Below are 20,684 nucleotides of genomic sequence, written 5' to 3' on the forward strand. Positions count from 1 at the left end.
TAGATCACAGTAAATCATTATTTTTGACAAGTATATCTCGGGAGAGATGCAAACAATAATGGTCATTTATTAAAGTTAAAAGCAAAGTCATTCGAGGGTTTTTGTCATGCCTCTTTTAAAAATAGAAAAGTATAATTCTAATTACAAAAATGAAATATTTCGAGGAAACTCTATCGAAAGTTTTTCAGTTTATGAAAGCAAAAATCATGAAAAAGTTGGTACAATTTATGCCATTTTAGTTGATGAATCGGGACAATTACGTTATTTAGTGATTGATGCTAAATCCTGGGGATTTGATAAAAAAGTCTTGCTCCCTATTGGTCGTTCCCGCATTGACTATAGCAATCAACGGATCTATGCTCTTGATTTAACCAAAGAGCAGGTCAAACTTCTTCCCGAATATACTGATGATCTAGTGGTAGACTACAATTATGAAGAAAGCGTCAGGTCAAATTATCGAACTGATGGCGGACAAATTACACCTTATGATCGTACTAACTACAGCTACGAAAGCGAACCCGAACTTTATGGTATTCGAGAAGTAGATTATAGCTCAATTAACCTTTACGGAGAACGCTTATTAGCTGAAAAAAATCGTCAGAAAGTCGGAGAAGTCAAGATTGGCAAATCAGTAATCACAGAAGTAGCTCGTGTTTCTGTTCCTGTAGAAAAAGAACGAGCCATTATTGAACACAGTCGTCTGAGTGAAAGCGGACAAACTGTGCCTGAGTATCAAGCTAACTTCGGTGAAGGTGAACTTTATATAGAAATTTTTGAAGAAACAGCCAATATACGTAAAGAAGCTTTCGTCAGTGGTCAAGTAACCGTTAAAAAAGTAGTAGAGCGCGGCTTAGTAACGGCAGAAGAGTATCTACGCCGTGAGGAAATAAAGATAGAAGGAGATGCCAATCCCCTGATTGAGCAGAGATAATCATCTACTCTTTTGAGTCACCCCACCCTAACAGGGATGGGGATTCTTTTTTAAGCACCGTTGTCACCCCGTGAGGGAATTATTCTTGTTTAACGCTATCAGGAACCCCTACAGGGGAAATATTAGCCATCGCTCTGAGGTTTTGACAACGGATTAACTCAGTAAAATTTAAACTGGAACGTCCCTCAATTTGGGCAACAGTTTCTATACCCGATAACAAGTGTTTAGCCGCTTCTGTTTCTGTATAGCCGCGTCTGGTGGCAACTTTAATCGCTCCCTCATCGGCATCTATTTCACGTTGTACACTACGATTATTACGCCAGATTTGGCGTGCCGCTAAGGTTGTCAATCCTCCCGCTATTACAATACCAATAGCATCAGCCTGCATCAATTCTAGGGTTAATCCTAGCAAAGCGGCTAGAGTTACCCCTTGATATAAATCTGGTTTAAACCATTGAACATTGGTTAAGAGACTAACCGCTCGTAACAAAATTAAATCTCGTTGAGGTCTCGACAACCGTCGCCATAAATCAAAATTAATATATATATAGCGGCTGCCTTGCTTCCAAGGCAAAGGAAAAGGGGTATCAATCACTTTAGCCTGTTGTGGTTTGCTAACAAGCTTAGTTAACATTCGCCCAGAGGCGGGCATTAGATCAAGTAAACGGCTGATTTCAGATTCTAGATTCATCGATCAGGGTTAAATAGTCCTAATCATTGAGTATAATGGCTTTCTGAATTAATGTCTTTTTCTAAGCAAGTTTCTAAAAATTGGATTTTGTATAGATACCAAAACCGACTCATGTGCCAGACTGATTGAGATTCGCTCCCTTCTAGAGGCTGGTTTAGATAGAGCCAGAAGGCGAAGCAAAAATGTCTTATTTTCCACATCATAAGTAGACAATCTCCAGGGAAAGGTAAAGGTTAGACTAGACTATTTCATCAAGTCCCAAAATTTAGACTCGTGTGAGGAGTAGCCTCCTACTAATAATTTGCCAAATTTAGGGGGGATTATTCTAGTCATATTTACTGAAGATTTGCTGCTTGATTCCGCCAGGTAAGTGATTACGCCGATTTGGAAATTTTGATAAAGATTACAAATTTTCGTAATCTTTGACATAACTTCAAGATTTACCAATTTTTTCGCATTAATTTTTTATTTTTCATGACTAAAGGGGCGAGTAATATCGATGGTAATGTTGCCTCCAAAGTCAGGAATAGGGGCAGCCGGCTTAGAGAGTTCTACTCGCACTTGTTGGACTCTCGGAAGTTGCAAAAGTTCATCAGCGATGACGGTGGCTAATTTTTCAATGAGGGCAAATTTAGAATTTTTTATTAAGTTTTTTACAATGCTGATCGCTTGACGATAGTCTAAAGTCTTTTCGATGTCATCACTACTCCCCGCCTCGGTTAAATCTAGCCAAAGGGTAAGGCTGACTTCGAACCATTGTCCGAGAATTTGTTCTTCGGGTAAGTAGCCGGTATAGCCATAACATTTAATTTCTGTAATTTTAATCGCGTCCATTAATGCTCCTTTTCCAGGTTGTTGAGTTATCTTAAACGAAAAAGATAAACTGCTTTCACCTCTAAATTACCAGTTTAGAGGCGCAAACTCGAGAACCGGCATTAAAAAACACCGGTTAGGGAAGCATCACTTGGGAGCTTCCATTGAGAGGCTCCCGGATAAAATTAGCTAATCTTCAAAACTTTAATTGGTCCTAGGAAATACCAGCTAAATTTTTTCTATCGATGAGCATAGGTGATTAATTGGCTTCCGTTTGCGCTTAAAGAAAGTTCCAAATCCTAAGACAGTAACTGACCCTAAAATAGTCAGGGGTTCAGGAACTGGAGTTGCAGAAAAAGTAATCAGTAACTCACTATCTTCGGGTCCCAAATTTGTAAAGCCTTCTGTCAATGGGGGCGCAGAAAAAAGTTCTAAATAACCCGGAGTTGACAAAAAATTAGCATAAAACGGACTAGCATAGCTACCACTAGCAGTAGAATAGCCAAAACCATCACCGGTTAACTGTATGGCATTAAGGCTAATTAAATTGTCAACTTCGAAAGGTTCGTTGCCGGGTATGGGAGTTCCCGCAGGTTGCAAACCTGTAATAGTTTCACCATTTCTTGTCCCAGTAATGCCAGTAATCAGGTAAAAACCCAAATCATCAGGAATGTCGTTGGTGGTCAAAGTGCCGCTTGCCACTAAGCCAGGACCCGAGTAACTCCAGTTCCAAATTAAAGCCGAGGCAGGTTTCATTGCCCCGAAAACTAATCCGGATGTAGTCACAAAGGCGGTAGCTGATAGTAGAGTTAGATTTTTCATCGAAGTCGTCACTACATTGGTTGATTAGCATAAAATAGCCTATTTTGCTCTTTTTGAAAAGGATTTTAATAAAACCTGACATGAATGTAAGCAATTAGTTGGTTTTGCCAAGGAGTCAGGAGAACAGCGAAAGGATGACCATGAGGGAATCGGGTTTTTAAGTTAATTTTCTCTTCTCCACCAGCCAACCACTAATTTAATTTCCTCATAACTAAAATTCTCTCCTAAATTTTCTTTCAACGTTTTTAAAGAATTAGCTCCATGTTTTTGAATAGCTTGAACAATTAAATCTTGCTTGACTGGCAAGACAAATTCATTAATATCTACCGGTTGATGAGTGGCAATTAAATTACTCAAATGTTCATAAATGGTACTGGCTTTAAGGCTCCTTTCTTTGGCAATTTCTTCTACTGATAACCCCTGCTGATAGAGTTGTAAGGTGATCATTTGAGTGTGTTTTGGTAAAGCTATCGGCAATTCTTGCTCTTGACAAAAATCCCGAATTTCCGAAATAAACTGATCCCCGTACTGGTTGATTTTATAGTCTGTCACCCCAGAAATCTTGGCAAAACTCTCTCGAGTTTGTGGCTTTTTTTCTGCCATTAATCTCAGAGTAGAATCCGGAAAAATGACGTAAGGAGCAACCGAATTAGCATCAGCAATATATTTTCGTAGCTGTCGCAGTCTTTCCAGAAGCAGTTCTGTTTCCGCTTTTCTCGGATTATATTTTCCTAAGACATTTTCAGCCGATTTTTGAGCAATAGCAATTTGCACTGACCGTTGTTTGCGTAAAATTTCCCAACTGCGGCTATTGAGTTTTAATACAGGTAAGCCATCGCTGGTTTCATCCACTAATCCTTGATGAATTAAAGAACGGCCTAAATTTTTCCACTCCTCTTTGGTGCGGTCTTTGCCGATGCCATAAGTGGATAATAAATGATGACCATTTTGTTCGATTCTGCGGCTATTAGAGCCTCGTAAGACATCAATAATATAGCTCATGCCAAATCTTTCTCGACAGCGAGCAACACAAGAGAGAAATTTTTGGGCTTCAATGGTCCAATCTTCAACCGGCTGAGGATGACGACAATTATCACAATTATCACAATTTCCCTGAAATCTTTCCCCAAAATATCTTAAAACAATGGTGCGCCGGCATTCTGTTCCTTCAGCATAATTGATCACTTGTCTTAACTGTTGCTGGGCAATTTTTTTTTCTTGGGGGTTAGATTTTTGCTCGATAATATATTCAATTTTTTTTAAATCCCCGAAACCCAAAAATATAGTACATTTTGCCGGTTCTCCGTCTCTGCCGGCCCTTCCTGACTCCTGATAATAACTTTCCAGGTTACGGGGAAGATCAAAATGCACCACAAACCGTACATCTAGTTTATTAATTCCCATACCAAAGGCGATCGTCGCTACCATTACCTGTGCATCATCCCGAATAAAACGGGTTTGATTGAGGGTTCTGGCTTCATCTGTCATGCCAGCATGGTAAGGTAAAGCTGAAATCCCATCTTTTTGGAGACGAAAAGCAATTTCATCTACATTGCGGCGACTGAGACAGTAAACGATCCCTGATCCTTTTTGGGTGCGAATATATTTTAGTAATTGGTCATAACTGCGTTGTTGTTTGGGACGGACATCATAATAAAGGTTAGGACGGTTAAAACTGGCGATGTGTACCCCAGGGTTTTTTAATCCGAGTTGTACAATAATATCTTCTTGTACCCGTTTGGTTGCTGTGGCGGTTAGACCAAACATCGGAACGCTAGGATAACGTTGTCTTAGCTGTCGCAGTTGACGATATTCGGGCCGGAAGTCGTGACCCCATTCTGAGACACAGTGGGCTTCATCAATAGCAAAGGCTGAAATCCCGACATCAAGAGCTATTTTATCGAGAAAAGGCGTAAATTTTTCACTCAGTAGCCGTTCTGGGGCCACATAAAGCAGTTTAATTTTATTTTTGAGAATGGCCATTTCCCGGGAACGGATTTCAGAGAGGCCGAGACTACTGTTAAGAAAAGTGGCTCCTATGCCGTTATCGAGTAGCGCGTCCACTTGATCTTGCATCAGGGAAATTAGAGGAGAGACGACTACAGTTAATCCGGGTTTGAGTAAAGCGGGGAGTTGAAAGCAGAGAGATTTTCCGCCACCAGTGGGCATAATGACCAGTAAATCTCGATTCTGTAAGGCTTCTTCGATAATTTGCCGTTGTCCTGGACGAAAGTTATCATAGCCAAAATACTGTTTTAGGGCTGTTTCGAGGCTGTTTAACTGGTACATCATGTCTTGAGTGCCAAAGAAGCGCATTCTCCTATTTTAAGGCTTGAAGAGAAAATCGATATACGCGAATTTGCGGTTTTTTGCTTGTGGGTTAAAAGGAGAATTAGCCGCACTTGGGACGATTGGAAAATTTGATAACAAGAAACTTCGAGTAATGGATAATCCTAATCTATATTTTGATTGCTATTTTACTCATTAAAATCTTCGGATCGTAGTAAGGGTGAGCAGGGTTTTTTAAAGTTTTCAACATAACGCTGAGAAACAATTATCTTCCTTGCTCACCTGACAAATTACCTACCGGTTTCAACAACCCATATCATCATTGTGTTCCTATCTATCGATGTGTTTGATCATCTATTTCTTTTGAGTTGAACCTGAACCTGTGTGTGAGCCACTACTAGAACCTGAGTGTGGACTCATCGTTGAGCTAGGACTTGGACTTGGACTGGCGGATGGTTTTTTCTTTTTAGAATGGCTTGGGCTGCTACTAGGTGAGGGCGACGGTGAGGAAGCTTGAAGTGTTGAGCTTTGATTTTTGTGTGTTGTTGTTGTTCCTGCAAACGAAGGAAAACTTACCAGAAGAAAGGGAACTAAAGAAAGAGTCGCAACTGTTGCTAAAGTTTTGTGAATAGCCATAGTTAAATTATCCTTATTAAAAAAAAGGAGTAGATTGTAATTAGCTGTAAACGAGTAGCAATGTTGATTATAAGTCAAGGCTATAATTAATACAATAAGATTTTTCTTTTATTTCAGATATTTTTTTCTTTAACTCAACAGCCTTAAAGTGATTATATGCACAATAAAATAAGTAAATTCTTAAAGTTAATCTCACCAATTAAGGGAGTTAAACTGGCATAGTTTGCCGCTTTTCAGGTTAACTAGGAAGCACAATATTTACTTATAAGTAGGTAGAGTTTCAATAAATTTAACTGTGAGGTTATAGAGTAGAGAGCGGCTTGACCGTTTGTTTTCTACTTTCACCGTAGGCAATACGGGAGCTTGGTGTGCCCTGTGTTTTTAAACCAGGGAGGAAGCACGACTCGGCTAATAAATTAGCCGTCAAGCTTTGGTAAACGTTTGATGTAATCTCGAATAATCTCTGATTTTGAATATCCTTTAGACTTTGCGTAAGCTTCTAGACGTTCCATTTCTTCTTTAGTTAGTCTAACTTTTAACTGTTCGTCTCTTGACATAATGTGTACCATATTGATACACTTATTATAGTCCGAAAACGCAAAGGCACATCGCGAACTCAGGAGTAAACAATTAAGCAGTAGGACAGAGAACAGCGCGAGTCTCGTAAACCTGAGTAAAGTATCTGTTGTCGAGTTCTCTACAGATACGTGGGTCGTCCGGGGTATCTCGGTGAAGAAAAAACATTGGTAGTCTAAGCCTTCGTATCGCTTAGTGGGAACACCAAATGTAAGCCGACCTAGAGGTTCATAATTGTTCTCCCCATGTCATGTTGAGCCAAAGCGAACTGCTTGCGCGTATTGTGGAGGAGATCACTTTGGCTGAGAATGGCTTTTAGTTCAGTGGAGGGACGAGTTAAATATATCTGGTAAGCTGAACTCGATAGCGTTCCTTTTTAGTAACAGCGACTTCTCCCACTTCTAAACGCCCTTTTCCCCGCATAGAAATTAAATCGCCGCTAGAGACATTGTGACTCGCCTGGGTAATTTCCTTCCAATTGACCCGAACATCTCCAGAAGAAATGGCCTCAGCCATTTTCGAGCGAGACATCCCAAACCCTGCTGATGCAATGGCATCCAAACGCATCGATGCTTCTACTGTGGTCATTTCCTTTTTCTGAGGAGGACGCACTTTTAAATCAGTTAACTCAATTCGTTCTGTTTTCACCGGTACAGAGCGCACTTGTACTAAAGAGGTTTCTAAAAATTCCACCAACTCAGGCACAACGATGGCCTGCGCTCCCCGTTCCCCTAAAACAATAATATCTCCCACCTTTTCTCTAACAAGGCCCGTCCCCAACATAGCGCCTAAAAAATCTCGATGATTAGCCGCATCAAAGAGAAAATTGCCGGCAATATCCACAGCCGCCACAGCTACACCAGACAGATCAAAAGGAACCTCAGAACGAGATATTCCTAAGCGTTGACGTTCAGCTTGAGGATAACCCCCCCAAGGAATTAAATCGACTTCTGTCAACCGTTGAAAAATCCGTTGAACTTCAGCGAGAACAGGGGGGGAAAGAAAATCTGTTAAAGTGACTTCCCATGTTCTCATGGCGGTTTCGGCTTTATCAATGATTCGAGCAATTTCTTCTCGATTCTCAACTCCTTTTAATAATTCTTCTCTTGGTAACATGGTTGATCATTAGTCAATAGTCATCGGTCATTAGTCAATAGTCATTAGTTAGAGTCTAGGCTAACGGTTAATTTCTTGGACATAACCTTGGAGATTTTCGGGATTAAGCTGACTTAGGATAGCGGTTGCTCGGTTTTTGATTAACTCAGAACCTTGAACCACAATCAAATACTTACCCGCATTAAGACGGTTACGATAAGGTAAAGCGTCTCCACTACCACTCGATAACCCGACACCGCCACCGACAAACAAACTCCCCATCGCACCAGCGATAGCACCAGCAAAACCCCCGAGAACATGATTCCAAGGAGTTCCTGCCCAATCAAAGGTATCTAGACCAGTGATAGCATTAAATACATAACCCGCACCAAAGCCAAAAGGAACTAACCAATAAGCCATCCAAATCGCTCTTTTTTTGGCTTGCTCATTGGGATCAATCAGTCCAAACTCATCAGCACTTTTATACCCTTTCCCCAGAATGGTAATTTGAGCCAGAGGAATTCCCTCTTTTTCTAGGGCGGTATAAGCTTCTTCTGCTTGTAGGCGATCAGACAGTACCGCAATCAAATAGTTCATATTTATTATCAGCCACTTTTAACACTCATCAACCATCTTAGTACAGGAAACACCTGAACAGGTAACAGGGGCGGGGTGGGGGAATGACTAATGACTGTTGACTACTAACTAATGACTGTTGACTACTAACTAATGACTGTTGACTACTAACTAATGACTGTTGACTACTAACTAATGACTAATGACTAATCTTAAAATCTATAGGGAATTCCAAGCCTCGAGGTACATTATCCGTTACAATAAGCTCTGCACTAGAGACACGCCGGCAAACTGTAAAAATCTGAGCAAGACAAAACAATCAGTTTTGCCCCACTGTTGACCTTCTACGATAAAGACTATGGCAAAAGTTCTTGTATCCGATCCAATTGATCAAGTAGGCATTGATATTCTCTCTCAAGTTGCCCAAGTTGATGTTAAAACAAAGCTACCCCCCGAAGAACTGATCAAAATTATCCCTGAATATGATGCTTTAATGCTTCGTTCTGAAACTAAGGTAACGAAAGAAGTGGTTGAGGCCGGTACAAACCTGAAAATTATTGGACGAGCCGGCGTAGGGGTAGATAATATTGATGTGCCAGCCGCCACTCGCCAGGGAATTGTCGTGGTTAACTCTCCGGAAGGTAACACCATTGCTGCGGCTGAACACGCACTAGCCATGATGTTATCCCTATCTCGCCACATTCCTGATGCGAACCTGTCTATCAAAGAAAACAAATGGGACCGTAAACGGTTTATCGGCACAGAAGTTTATAAAAAGACCTTGGGAGTTGTTGGTTTAGGTAAAATTGGCTCTCATGTTGCCAGTGTCGGGAAAGCATTAGGCATGAAATTGCTGGCTTATGATCCGTTCATTTCCAAAGAACGGGCAGATCAGTTAGGCTGTACCCTAGTAGACCTCGATTTACTCTTCTCGGAAGCTGATTATATTACACTCCATATACCCAAAACCCAAGAAACGGCTCATTTAATCAACCGAGAAGCTTTAGCGAAAATGAAACCCACCGTCCGCATTATTAATTGTGCTAGAGGGGGTGTCATCGATGAAGATGCTTTGGCCGAATTTTTAGCAGCCGGTAAAATTGGCGGTGCGGCTTTAGATGTTTTTGAACAGGAACCTTTAGGAGAATCTAAACTTAGAGAACTCACCAATATCATTTTAACCCCTCATTTGGGAGCATCTACCGCCGAAGCACAAGTGAATGTGGCCATTGATGTAGCTGAACAAATTCGCGATGTATTACTCGGACTTCCCGCGAGATCGGCCGTTAATATTCCAGGTTTAACGCCGGATGTGATGGAAAAACTGCGACCCTATCTACAATTAGCCGAAACCTTGGGGAATTTAGTCGCTCAATTGGCCGGTGGGAGAATTGAACAGTTAACCATCAGACTTCAGGGAGATTTAGCCAGTAACGAAACTCAACCGATCGTGGTGGCGGCTATTAAAGGATTATTATCCCAAGCTCTACGAGAACGAGTCAATTATGTTAATGCGGCGATTGAGGCTAAAGAACGAGGGATTCGCATTATTGAAACTAAAGATGCTTCAGTAAGAGGTTATTCAGGCTCTCTACACCTAGAAGCTAAAGGCTCAATGGGAGAACATTCCGTAACTGGTGCCCTCTTGGGTAACGGAGAAATTCGCATCACCGATCTAGATGAGTTTCCTATTAACGTTCCTCCCAGTAACTATATGCTGTTTACCTTACACCGGGATATGCCGGGGATTATTGGAAAAATTGGCTCATTACTGGGTAGTTTTAACGTCAATATTGCCAGTATGCAGGTAGGCCGAAAAATTGTTCGCGGAGATGCTGTCATGGCTCTTAGTTTAGATGATCCTTTACCAGAAGGGATACTATCGGAAATTACTAAAGTTGCTGGCATTCGGGATGCCTATACTGTCAAACTATAAATATTAGGAATAGAGGACAGGGAATTAATTATAAAGTATTAGGTTTGCCTATTATTCCCTGTTCCCCGCTCCGGTGTTTCCTTTCTCGAGGTTTTGGATGGCAAATAGTTGGTGGGAAATTCGAGTGCTTTGTGATCCAGATTTGGAAGAGTCGATCTTTTGGCGGCTGGATAAGTTTGGTTGTTCGGGAACGGCAACAGAGATTAAAGGGCAATCTTCTTTAATTCGAGCCTATATTCCCCAAATTAAAGCACAATTATTAGATTTAGCGGCTCTATCCCTGTGGTTAGTTCAAGATGCCCTGCTCCTGAATTTATCCCATCCAGTTACTCGTTGGCGTTTAATTGATGAAGAAGATTGGGCTAGTAGTTGGAAACAACACTGGGAACCCACTAGCATAGGAGATCGCTTTATTATTTACCCCGCTTGGTTAACGCCTGCAAGTGATGATGATAAAATTATTCTCCGTCTCGATCCGGGTATGGCTTTTGGCACTGGCACCCACCCTACTACCCAATTATGCCTAGAATCGTTAGAAATGCGTTTGGAAACCGATGCTAATAGTCGGGTGATTGCTGATATTGGCTGTGGTTCGGGGATTTTATCTATTGGGGCTGTTTTACTGGGAGCGCCACAAGTTTACGCAGTTGACAATGATCCCTTGGCCGTTAAAGCGGCTCGAAGTAATCGTCAACTCAATCAGATTGATCCAGCGAATCTAGTGATTAATCAAGGCAGTATTGAAGAGTTATTAGAACTGGTTCCCCAAGGAGTTGATGGATTTGTCTGTAATATTTTAGCAGAAGTTATTATTGAGATGATTCCTCAATTTAGTGCTTTAGCTAAACCTCAATGTTGGGCAATTTTAAGTGGCATTCTTTTAGAGCAGGCTAAACCTATTGCTGATACCCTAGAACAACATGATTGGGTGGTGGCGGCTTTATGGAAACGTCAAGACTGGTGTTGTTTTAATATTCGTCGAAATCCTAATTAGTTCCGTCAGATTAATATTATTAATACATCAGCCGGATTTCTAACAGATTTTAATTCATGCTAAGGGGTTGTCTAGGCGGCTTTTTGACAAAAATTTAAACAGGTGTGACAGGAATTTGAGCAATTAAAACGACAAATCGCTCTCTTAGGTAAAGGATAAACGGCTAAAGCATAATGGATATAAACCCTTTAACCTGTTCTCGGGACAAGCCTATTTTTAGGGCACTTGAGCGCAAAATGGTCTTAAGCTTAATAAAACTTAATTTTAGACAGCATAAATTATTAATACAATTAGGGAAAATTAGTTAGGCTAAAAATAAATTAAAAAACTTATTAAAAATCTCTATTTTTAAAATCCCCAAATGACTATGAACTTTCAAGAAGTCATCGCATTACTTGATCGAGTCGTATTAAATCAGGAAGGAAGACATCTAAGTTCTCCAGAAATAATTATTTTGCGAGGAACTTGGGAGGGTATCACATACGATCAGATGGCAGAAAGTTCTCCATACAGCCTAAACTATCTAATGCGTGATATCGGTCCGCGTTTGTGGAGACTACTATCAGGAGTGTTAGGAGAAGAAATTGGTAAAACTAACTTTAGAGGAGTTTTAGAGAGACGAACACTCTCGGAAAAATATTATTTGTCTTCTCCTTGGGAAATGTCCCAATTAAATCTTCAAACCTCAGAAATCGAGTCACCCCTGCATCAAAACACAAGCCATAACCTGACCCTTATTCAAGAACAACCCGACACATTAATTAGTTCCTTAAATCTCCATTTAGAGTGGGGTCGCCAACTGGTTCCCGACTGGGAAGCAATTCCTGATCTATCGGAATTTTATGGCCGTAGTGTTGAATTAACTACCTTAAAACAATGGATTTTAAACGATAATTGTCGCATCGTGGCATTACAAGGCATTTGTGGCATAGGAAAAACGGCTCTGGCCGGTAAGCTAGTTCAAGAGATTGGTCAAGAGTTTGATCAGATCATCTGGCGTTCCCTAAGATCGGCTCCTCCTATAAAGATCTTATTGGACAACTGGCTTAACACGCTTTCTCCTGGGTTAAATTGCGACAATCACTGTTCTTTGTCCAACATCATCAAACTATTACGAGAAAAACGCTGTTTGCTGGTTCTCGATGGAATAGAGACAATTTTACAAACCGGTGAATTGGTGGGTAAATATCGAGAAAGCTATCAAGATTATGCAGATTTATTTAAAAGCATCGCCGAGCAATCTCATCAAAGTTGTTTGTTAGTTACAGGGGTAGAAATTCCCAAAGAAATTATTCTAAAAACCGGTGCTGTCTCTTCAGTTCGTTCTCTTGTTTTATGGGGATTAGAAAAACCCCATGCTTATGCTTTATTGCAATCTGATGCGCTGAAAGATGCCGAGAGTTGGTCAATCTTAATCGAGAATTATCATGGTCATCCAGAAGCCTTAAGAATTGTTGCAAAACTGATTGGGGAAGTCTTTAACGGGAATGTTCATGAATTTTTATCCCAAGAATGTCAGGTTTTAAGTGATATCAATAAGCTCTTAGATCCTTTGATAAACAGATTATCTGAAAGGGAAAAAGAGGTTTTATACGGGTTAGCCATTGAACCAGAAGCCCTGTCATTTTTAAATTTAATCAATCGGCTTAAATACCCAATATGTGAAGCGGAAATACTCGAAGTAATGGTGTCTTTAAAAGAACGATCTCTAATAGAAATCAGCGAGTTTGACGGCAACTCATTATTTAAAATCAATGGTTTTATCCAAGAGTTAATGATTGAAAAACTGATCGAACAACTGAGCAGTAAAAGCCGAAAAAAATCGCGCAAAAACTACCCCATATCTGTATCAGAAGAGATTATTGATTTAAGCCCAAATCATCCCAAAGCGGTTAAATTAAGTCAATGGTTTGAGCAAAACTTTGAACAGGGCTGGCAATCTTTAGATATATTGCTGAGACCTGCTAAACATTGCTTATCTAAATTGCGGAGCTTTTATTATCTCAGGAGTGACAATATTATTAAGCGATTTAAAACCCTTAATGTAGGTACTCCTAAGCATCCTGAATTATTAGCTTTATTGGTGGCTATTACCGAAGAAACTAATGGTAAAATCGGCTGTCAAGTGCAGGTGTTGCCCATAGTCCCAGAAACCCTATTACCAGAATCTTTGAAAATTCGCTTAATTAATGGAAATGGCGAAATTTTACGGGAATTAGCTTGTAAACAAAAGGAAACTTTGCTGGTCTTACCTTACTTCCGAGGAGAACCCGAAGACCAATTTAGTCTTCAAATCATCAATCAAAACATCAGTCTTACTGAAAATTTTCGGATTTGAACTTTGGATAGAGTCTAAAAGATTTATTCATGCTTAAGATGAAAATTGTATCAATAAAACAGCACAGAAGCTGCCCCCGCTTATGGACTTTAAATATAAATGGAAAAATGGCAGACCGCCGAATCGAGATGTTTCCGCACGGGAGACAAATTTATTAGATGAAAGTCAGTTTGAAACAGAGCAAGACCAGCAAATCGCTGAAGAACAGGCCAGACAACATTTAGGTTTACCTAAGCAAACCCTAGATAAAGATAGTTCAATTTTGCCAAAAGCGGCTCCCCCTCAAGATAAACCCCTTAAATGAGACAAGCCTACCCGTCTCAAGGGCGAGGTATAATAAACTTAAAATTCGAGTGGGGATTGGTGCTCATCCCTACGACAAACTTTTTATCGAATTGCCTTGGCAGTGCCTCGTCCTTATAGACTAATGATCAACTATTTTAAAATACAATCTCAGGAAAATCTTTTAGTTCAGTCACTACATACCGCCATCAAAGGTAGAGCAAGATATAAAATCCCTAAGCTCTATCATTCAAAATCCCTCAAAACCTATTTAGAAGACCAACTCTCACAAACCGAAGGAATTAAACAGGTTCGGGCTAATCCCTGGAGCGGCAATATTTTAATTACTTTTTCAAAAAAGTGGAGTCATGAAAGACTAACTTTAGTTCTCAAAGAGATTGTTTTAAATTATCCTCACCCCCAAGCCGCTTCCCTCTCACAAGTCAAAGAACAAGCCCCATTAATCCCTATTTTAAACCCTAACCCGACCAACCCCACACCGGCTCACTTATCAGTAGCCAATGGACAAAATAAAGCCGCTTCATGGCTTGTAATGAAGATGCTTCTAGACAAACAAATTCAGCGAGCTAGTCAGCCGCTCATCTCGGTATGGGCAGCAGTTTCTCTTCTGGGCATAGCAAGCTCCTTATTATATGTTAGAGGACTCGATAAGACAATATTATTGCTGATTCAAAAACTACACACACCCCTTCTAGATCGCATCATGTTAGGGTTGACATTTTTGGGTGAACCTGTAGTCATATTATTGATTTGTATGGGAATAATTATCAGTCCCAGCCGCCAATGGAAACGCTCCCAAAAAGCCACAACGTTAGGCATAGCCACTCTCGGAGGAATCGGCTTAAATTATTGGTTAAAAGTGCTATTTGGCCGCATACGTCCTGCACTATGGGAGCGACTCATTAACGTCAGTCACCACAGTTTTCCTTCCGGTCACGCCATGATGTCCATGATCACTTACGGGTTACTAGGCTATCTTTTAGGAAGGCAATACCCTCAATGGCGGCGACAAATTTACACAGTAAGCCTGATTTTAATCCTTGGAATCGGTTTTAGTCGGCTTTATCTAGGAGTCCATTGGCCCACAGATGTGTTAGCCGGTTATGCAGTGGGTTTAATTTGGTTGAGCATCTGTATCCTCGCTTGGGAAGGGTGGAACGAATACAAAAACCCGAGCATCAAGGAATCATTAACCTCAAATCAAATCTACTCATCACCTCGGATAAAAATGGTAACATAGTAGTCTGCAACGTAAATATAGATTAAGTAACAAGCAATGACTCTAACACAAACCGAAAAACAGGAAATCATCAATCAATACCAGGCTCACGGCACCGATACCGGTTCAGCCGACTTACAAGTAGCCCTACTGACAGAACGTATTAATCAATTGACAACCCATCTACAAGCCAATCCCAAAGATCATGCCTCAAGACGGGGACTTCTACAATTAATTGGTCGCCGCCGCCGCTTATTAGCTTATATTCAAAAGAAAGACTATCCCCGTTATCAAGCATTAATTGCACGTCTGGGTATTCGCCGTTAAACATAACTTTCTTCACGAACTATGCCTTCATCTAAGTCTCGGGAAAACCTCCCCTTTGAACCCCGCCAAAAAAAGAAAAAACCGCTAAAACAGCCTCCTTTACCTCGTAAAACAACTGAAGCCGCCACAACAAAAGAGCGTCAATCAAGTGCTATACCCGATGTAGTCAGTAAACGAATGATCCGCCGGATGGCCCTATTTAGCGGCATTCCTACAGCCTTGGGAATGTCCTCCTTTTTTATCTTTTACTGGATAGTGAGCCATGATTGGGTGAAAATTCCCACTTATGTCGTTTTAGCGGTAAGTCTGGGATTGTTTGGACTAGGGGTTTTAGGATTAAGCTTTGGCATCTTCTCCACCTCATGGGATGAAGAAAGAACCGGGAGTTGGCTAGGTATTGAAGAGATTAAAGTCAATTTTGCCAGAACAACCGAGGCTTGGAAAGAGGCTCGCAAAGCAGCTAAAGAAGCTAAAGGAAATTAATCTTGTTCGCTATATAGATAACTAAATCGCTCGAGGAACTTTGACATGATTATTGTAATGAGGGTTGGTTCCCCAGAGGAGGAAATTGTCCGCGTTAGTCAAGAATTCAAGGACTGGGGACTAGCACCAGAAAAAATCGTCGGGAAACATAAAGTCGTGATTGGATTAGTAGGTGATACAGCCGCTCTAGATCCGTTACAAATACAGGAAGTGAGTCCTTGGATTGAAACAGTGCTAAGGGTAGAAAAACCATTTAAACGAGCCAGTCTTGAATACCGTCATGGAGAATACAGTGAGGTAGCTGTTTCTACCCCAGAAGGTTTCGTGACTTTTGGACGTAATCATCCCGTAGTGCTAGTGGCAGGGCCCTGTTCGGTGGAAAATGAACAGATGATCGTGGAAACCGCTAAACGGGTTAAAGCAGCCGGTGCCCATTTTCTACGCGGCGGGGCCTATAAACCCCGTACCTCTCCCTATGCGTTTCAAGGCCACGGAGAAAGCGCTTTAGGATTACTGGCGGCGGCTAGAGAGGCAAGCGGCTTAGGCATTATTACTGAAGTGATGGATGCGGCTGACCTGGAAAAAATCGCCGAGGTGGCTGATGTGATTCAAGTGGGTGCGAGAAATATGCAGAATTTTTCTCTGCTCAAAAAAGTCGGGGCCCAAAATAAACCCGTTCTGCTTAAGCGTGGAATGTCGGCCACTATTGATGAATGGTTGATGGCGGCAGAATATGTTTTGGCGGCGGGAAATCAGAATGTGATTCTCTGTGAACGGGGAATTCGCACCTTTGATAGTCAATATACCCGTAATACCCTAGATTTATCGGTTTTAGCCGTGCTTCAAACCTTGACTCATCTCCCGGTCATGATTGATCCTTCTCATGGAACAGGTCGGGCGGAATATGTCCCCACAATGGCTAAAGCCGCTCTTGCCGGTGGGGCTGATTCGTTGATGATTGAAGTGCATCCCAATCCGGCTAAGGCACTTTCTGATGGACCTCAGTCCCTCACGCCTGAACGCTTTGAGCGTCTTGTCCAAGAATTAGCCGTAGTGGGTAAAGCTGTGGGTCGTTGGTCACAAGTGGCGGCGGCTTTAGCTTGAATTAAGCGGAGAACTCCCCCAACTAAGCGCAAGCTATCCGGTTGGGGCTTCTCAATTCATCAAAAATTGTCTCTACAAGCCAAAAAACCTGATTATTTCTTAACTAAAAGAAATTAACTAAGCTTGCTGATAACACCTCAATAAACGGGAAAAACCCTGAAAAGATCGAAAAAAATTCTATTTCTTTAGAGCAATAATTTTTAACTTTTTTGACTTGATAGTTTGAGTCAAAAATTATAATTAACATATAATATTTTAGCACAAATAATAGTGATTAATATTAAAAATAGTTTAAATTTTACTTAAATTGCTCGATTTTTCATCAACAAAAATTTAAGGTTTTTTAAGATTTTTTTCGGTTATTATTATTTGCTTAAATAGTGAAAAATAGGTTGAATACAAGATAGAATTAACCTGTTTAGGAGAAAAAGATCTTATGAAACCGAAAATTGCCATCGCTTGTCAGGGAGGAGGCAGCCAAACCGCTTTTACGGCTGGTGTTTTAAAAGCCCTATTTGAAAATAAGGTTCAGGACTATTTTAATATCGTCAGCCTAAGCGGCACTTCTGGGGGAGCGATCTGTGCTTTTCTCATCTGGTATTCTCTCAAAAAAGGCGATGAGATTATCTGGAAAAGAATGATAGATTTTTGGCAGGATAATAGCGCCCAAACTTATCAAGAAAGATTTTTCAACGATTTTGTCATTAAGTCCCTGGAATGGGTAAGCAAAGGACTACTGCCCCAATATGCTCTCAGCCCCTATTCTCCTGCGGCTAAAATCTGGTTTTCCTTTGCTACGCAAGGTTTACGGAGCCGATTTACCGATTTAAAGGAATTACTAGAAACTCATATTGATTTCTCAGAATTAAAAACTTGGGGACCCCAACTAGAAGCACCTATTTTAGTTTTAGGGTCTTGTAACATCATTACCGGCAAATTGCATAAATTTGTCTCCCGTCTAGAATCAATTAAAGTTGAACATCTTCTCGCTTCTGCCTGTGTGCCCAATATTTTTCCGGCCGTATCTATTGAAGAAATGGCCTATTGGGATGGATTATTTTCTGATAACCCGCCCATTCGTTCTTTGATCAGGCCCAAATTTGTCGGACTTGAGAATATCCCCCAGGAAATTTGGGTAATTAAAATTAATCCCACTGCAACTGATAAAATCCCAGAAAAACCCGATGATATTGCTGATCGTCGCAATGAAGTAGAAGGAAATGTCTCCTTATTTCAAAGTCTAGATCAAGTGGAGTTGATCAATGATCTGTTTCTCAGAAACGCTTTTAAAGACGAGTTTCTGGCAGAAACCGAACTTAGAGAACCGATCAAAATTCCCAAATCTTTTGCTGATGATCCTGACAGAGATTATTACATTCCGATGATCGAAATGTCTAAAGAGTTGGCCGATAGCCTCAACTATGAAAGTAAACTTGATCGCTGTCCTGAAAGTCTTAAGCGGCTAATTGACGATGGAGAAAAACAAGGGAAACTGTTTTTAGAAACCCGACTACGCCAATTAGATTTGAGGTAAGCGTGAAAAACTAAAAAGCCATGAAAAAGATCCTCAGAACGCTAGGGAAAATCAATGCACATTAATTACATTTTATCAATAAAATTTAGATGCGTTTGCCCTGGGGTCAGTTAGCATACTTCAACTTGGAAAACCGAGAGTTTTACAAAGTATTAATCATTTTACCGACGACAATCGCTTATATTAATAAATAATAGTTTTTCCGAATGAAGAAAATTCTACGGGTCTTTCTCCCGTGGTTTGTCGTCGCTTTTTGCCTTGTTGTCGTTCCTGCCGATCAATCGTCACCCCCTACTTCACTAGGCCATGAAAAGATTCCGCGACGTTCTTATCGGTTTTTGTCTCGCTTTTTTCCTCGTACTGGGTCTTTCGATAACGGGATACGCGCGGCAAGAAACCCCGAATCCTAGCCCGTCACCAGGGGATACCCTAGAAACCCTCGGCGAAGGTTTTCCGGTAACCCTCGACGGACGCGTTCTTTTTCTCGCGCGTCACGGCATCGGTTCTTTTACGCCGGAGGTCAGAGCGCGGGCGATCACGGATCGGATCGAGAGAATCGCTAGAGATGAAAGTCTTTCCACGAAAGATCTGACGATTCGAGTCGATCCGGATGATCGCTCCCCCTCGATCGTTTTAGGAGATAAGGTGATCCTCACCGTTACCCCCCAAGATGCCAAACTCTATCGGAGAACCCAGATCGACGAGGCGAAACTCACCTTACAGGAAATTAAAACGGCGATTGATCGCTACCGTATCGATCGACAACCCGATAATTTATTACGGAACGCGATCTCTACGGCGATCGCCACGGTAATTTTGTTCGTCACGATCGCGGTGATCGTGTTGCTATCCAGGCGAATTGTTCCCGCGCTCAGACGGATGATCGTCTCGCTGATTCCAGGGTGGCGGATTCAGAGTTTTGAAATACTCTCGCCGGTCAGAATCGAGAATATTTTCCTATGGATTTTTAAATTTCTGCGTTTATTGGTAATTTTAACGCTAGTTTTTTTCTATTTAACTTTCGTTCTCCGCTTATTTCCGTGGACGCGGCAATTCGGCGATAAGTTTCTAACGACTTTTCTCGACACGATGGATCTGGTAGCTAAACAGATCGCGCTCTATCTTCCCAATCTTTTCATCGTCGCCATCATCGCCGCGATTACTTATTATCTTCTGAAAACGATCCGACCGTTTTTTACGGCGATCGAGCGAGGAAATCTTCGGGTGCAGGGTTTTTATCCCGACTGGGCGGGGGCGACCTATAATATTTTGAAATTACTCATCATAGCGCTAGCCGCGATCCTCGCGTTTCCCTACTTGCCGGGGTTTTATTCTCCGGCGTTTCAAGGGATATCGGTTTTTCTCGGGGTTTTATTTTCCCTCGGTTCCACTTCGGCCATCGCCAATATCGTCGGGGGAGTGATTTTAATCTATACCCGCGCGTTTCAACTGCGGGATGTTATCTCGATCGGCGATGTGACGGGAGACGTGATCGAGAAGACTTTATTAGTCACCCGAATCCGTACCCCTACGAATCGAATTATCACGATCCCGAATTCGGCTCTTTTAAATACCAACGTGGTGAATTTGAGCGTATCGTATCGAGAGTTCGATCAACCCCTAATCCTCCAAACCACGATAACTCTAGGCTACGATGTGCCGTGGCGAAAGGTTCACGCTGTCCTCATCGACGCGGCACTAGCGACAGAACATATTCTCGCCGATCCCGCTCCTTTCGTCCTGCAATCGAGCCTTGATGATTTCTCGGTGGCTTATCAGTTAAACGCGTACACCGATCAACCGCGATTGTTTCCAATTATCTATTCGGAACTACATCAGAATATGCAGGATAAATGTAACGAAGTGGGGATCGAGATCCTGTCTCCCAATTACTTAGCTCTACGAGATGGCAATCATTCGACAATTCCCGAAAATTATCTACCGAAGGATTATCAAACGCCGACCTTTGGAATTAATTCGGGGAATCGGAACGGATAAGTTTTTCAACGTTTATATA

At 41.4% G+C, this 20,684-nt stretch carries 18 protein-coding genes; 11 read left to right on the forward strand and 7 right to left on the reverse strand.

Annotation, left to right across the window (positions count from 1 at the left end; genetic code table 11):
* Nucleotides 1–106 precede the first annotated feature (106 nt).
* Nucleotides 107–931 carry a DUF2382 domain-containing protein gene (locus CYAN7822_RS13990; RefSeq protein ID WP_013322924.1) on the forward strand — a complete coding sequence of 275 codons (825 nt, stop codon included), beginning with the start codon at nucleotides 107–109 and terminating at the stop codon, nucleotides 929–931.
* A gap of 79 nt (nucleotides 932–1,010) precedes the next feature.
* Here the strand turns inward: CYAN7822_RS13990 and CYAN7822_RS13995 are convergent, their stop codons facing one another.
* From CYAN7822_RS13995 to CYAN7822_RS14020, 7 genes are all read right to left on the reverse strand, one after another.
* Nucleotides 1,011–1,622 carry a DUF3318 domain-containing protein gene (locus tag CYAN7822_RS13995; protein ID WP_013322925.1) on the reverse strand — a complete coding sequence of 204 codons (612 nt, stop codon included), beginning with the start codon at nucleotides 1,620–1,622 and terminating at the stop codon, nucleotides 1,011–1,013.
* Between the two features lie 465 nt (nucleotides 1,623–2,087).
* Nucleotides 2,088–2,456, reverse strand: coding sequence for a dihydroneopterin aldolase (gene folB / locus CYAN7822_RS14000; protein WP_013322927.1), 369 nt, complete (start codon nucleotides 2,454–2,456; stop codon nucleotides 2,088–2,090).
* Between the two features lie 207 nt (nucleotides 2,457–2,663).
* The gene (locus tag CYAN7822_RS39455) at nucleotides 2,664–3,257 is read right to left on the reverse strand and encodes a PEP-CTERM sorting domain-containing protein (protein ID WP_013322928.1); all 594 of its coding nucleotides are present in this window, start codon (nucleotides 3,255–3,257) and stop codon (nucleotides 2,664–2,666) included.
* 162 nt (nucleotides 3,258–3,419) lie between these two features.
* A complete protein-coding gene (recQ, locus tag CYAN7822_RS14010; RefSeq protein WP_083786858.1) occupies nucleotides 3,420–5,546 on the reverse strand; it encodes a DNA helicase RecQ in 2,127 nt (708 codons plus the stop codon).
* Between the two features lie 1,052 nt (nucleotides 5,547–6,598).
* Nucleotides 6,599–6,739, reverse strand: a complete 141-nt coding sequence (locus CYAN7822_RS35730) for a ribbon-helix-helix protein, CopG family (RefSeq protein WP_071881441.1) — start codon at nucleotides 6,737–6,739, stop codon at nucleotides 6,599–6,601.
* A gap of 355 nt (nucleotides 6,740–7,094) precedes the next feature.
* Nucleotides 7,095–7,874 (reverse strand): photosystem II electron transport protein, Sll1252 family, encoded by a 780-nt coding sequence (locus tag CYAN7822_RS14015; protein WP_013322931.1) that lies wholly within the window; start codon nucleotides 7,872–7,874, stop codon nucleotides 7,095–7,097.
* 60 nt (nucleotides 7,875–7,934) lie between these two features.
* Nucleotides 7,935–8,450 carry a hypothetical protein gene (locus tag CYAN7822_RS14020; RefSeq protein ID WP_013322932.1) on the reverse strand — a complete coding sequence of 172 codons (516 nt, stop codon included), beginning with the start codon at nucleotides 8,448–8,450 and terminating at the stop codon, nucleotides 7,935–7,937.
* Between the two features lie 337 nt (nucleotides 8,451–8,787).
* On the opposite strand from CYAN7822_RS14020, the gene serA reads away from it, so the two are divergent.
* The 10 genes from serA to CYAN7822_RS14070 all read left to right on the forward strand — a co-directional run bounded on the left by serA (nucleotide 8,788) and on the right by CYAN7822_RS14070 (nucleotide 20,665).
* A complete protein-coding gene (gene serA / locus CYAN7822_RS14025) occupies nucleotides 8,788–10,365 on the forward strand; it encodes a phosphoglycerate dehydrogenase (RefSeq protein ID WP_013322933.1) in 1,578 nt (525 codons plus the stop codon).
* Between the two features lie 97 nt (nucleotides 10,366–10,462).
* A complete protein-coding gene (gene prmA / locus CYAN7822_RS14030; protein WP_013322934.1) occupies nucleotides 10,463–11,359 on the forward strand; it encodes a 50S ribosomal protein L11 methyltransferase in 897 nt (298 codons plus the stop codon).
* 367 nt (nucleotides 11,360–11,726) lie between these two features.
* Nucleotides 11,727–13,697 (forward strand): DUF1822 family protein, encoded by a 1,971-nt coding sequence (locus CYAN7822_RS14035; protein ID WP_013322935.1) that lies wholly within the window; start codon nucleotides 11,727–11,729, stop codon nucleotides 13,695–13,697.
* 82 nt (nucleotides 13,698–13,779) lie between these two features.
* Nucleotides 13,780–14,001: a hypothetical protein gene (locus CYAN7822_RS14040; RefSeq protein WP_013322936.1), complete on the forward strand. Its 222-nt coding sequence runs from the start codon at nucleotides 13,780–13,782 to the stop codon at nucleotides 13,999–14,001.
* A gap of 123 nt (nucleotides 14,002–14,124) precedes the next feature.
* Nucleotides 14,125–15,240, forward strand: a complete 1,116-nt coding sequence (locus CYAN7822_RS14045; protein WP_013322937.1) for a phosphatase PAP2 family protein — start codon at nucleotides 14,125–14,127, stop codon at nucleotides 15,238–15,240.
* Between the two features lie 36 nt (nucleotides 15,241–15,276).
* Complete coding sequence (rpsO, locus tag CYAN7822_RS14050) at nucleotides 15,277–15,546, forward strand: 30S ribosomal protein S15 (RefSeq protein WP_013322938.1); 270 nt, start codon at nucleotides 15,277–15,279, stop codon at nucleotides 15,544–15,546.
* 21 nt (nucleotides 15,547–15,567) lie between these two features.
* Complete coding sequence (locus CYAN7822_RS14055) at nucleotides 15,568–16,029, forward strand: PAM68 family protein (RefSeq protein ID WP_013322939.1); 462 nt, start codon at nucleotides 15,568–15,570, stop codon at nucleotides 16,027–16,029.
* A gap of 45 nt (nucleotides 16,030–16,074) precedes the next feature.
* A complete protein-coding gene (gene aroF, locus CYAN7822_RS14060; RefSeq protein WP_013322940.1) occupies nucleotides 16,075–17,133 on the forward strand; it encodes a 3-deoxy-7-phosphoheptulonate synthase in 1,059 nt (352 codons plus the stop codon).
* 436 nt (nucleotides 17,134–17,569) lie between these two features.
* The gene (locus CYAN7822_RS14065) at nucleotides 17,570–18,667 is read left to right on the forward strand and encodes a patatin-like phospholipase family protein (protein WP_013322941.1); all 1,098 of its coding nucleotides are present in this window, start codon (nucleotides 17,570–17,572) and stop codon (nucleotides 18,665–18,667) included.
* A 306-nt stretch (nucleotides 18,668–18,973) separates the two neighbouring features.
* Entirely contained in the window at nucleotides 18,974–20,665 is a 1,692-nt protein-coding gene (locus tag CYAN7822_RS14070) for a mechanosensitive ion channel family protein (protein ID WP_013322942.1), read from the forward strand.
* Nucleotides 20,666–20,684 lie beyond the last annotated feature (19 nt).

The sequence above is a fragment of the Gloeothece verrucosa PCC 7822 genome, assembly GCF_000147335.1.
Lineage (GTDB): Bacteria > Cyanobacteriota > Cyanobacteriia > Cyanobacteriales > Microcystaceae > Gloeothece > Gloeothece verrucosa.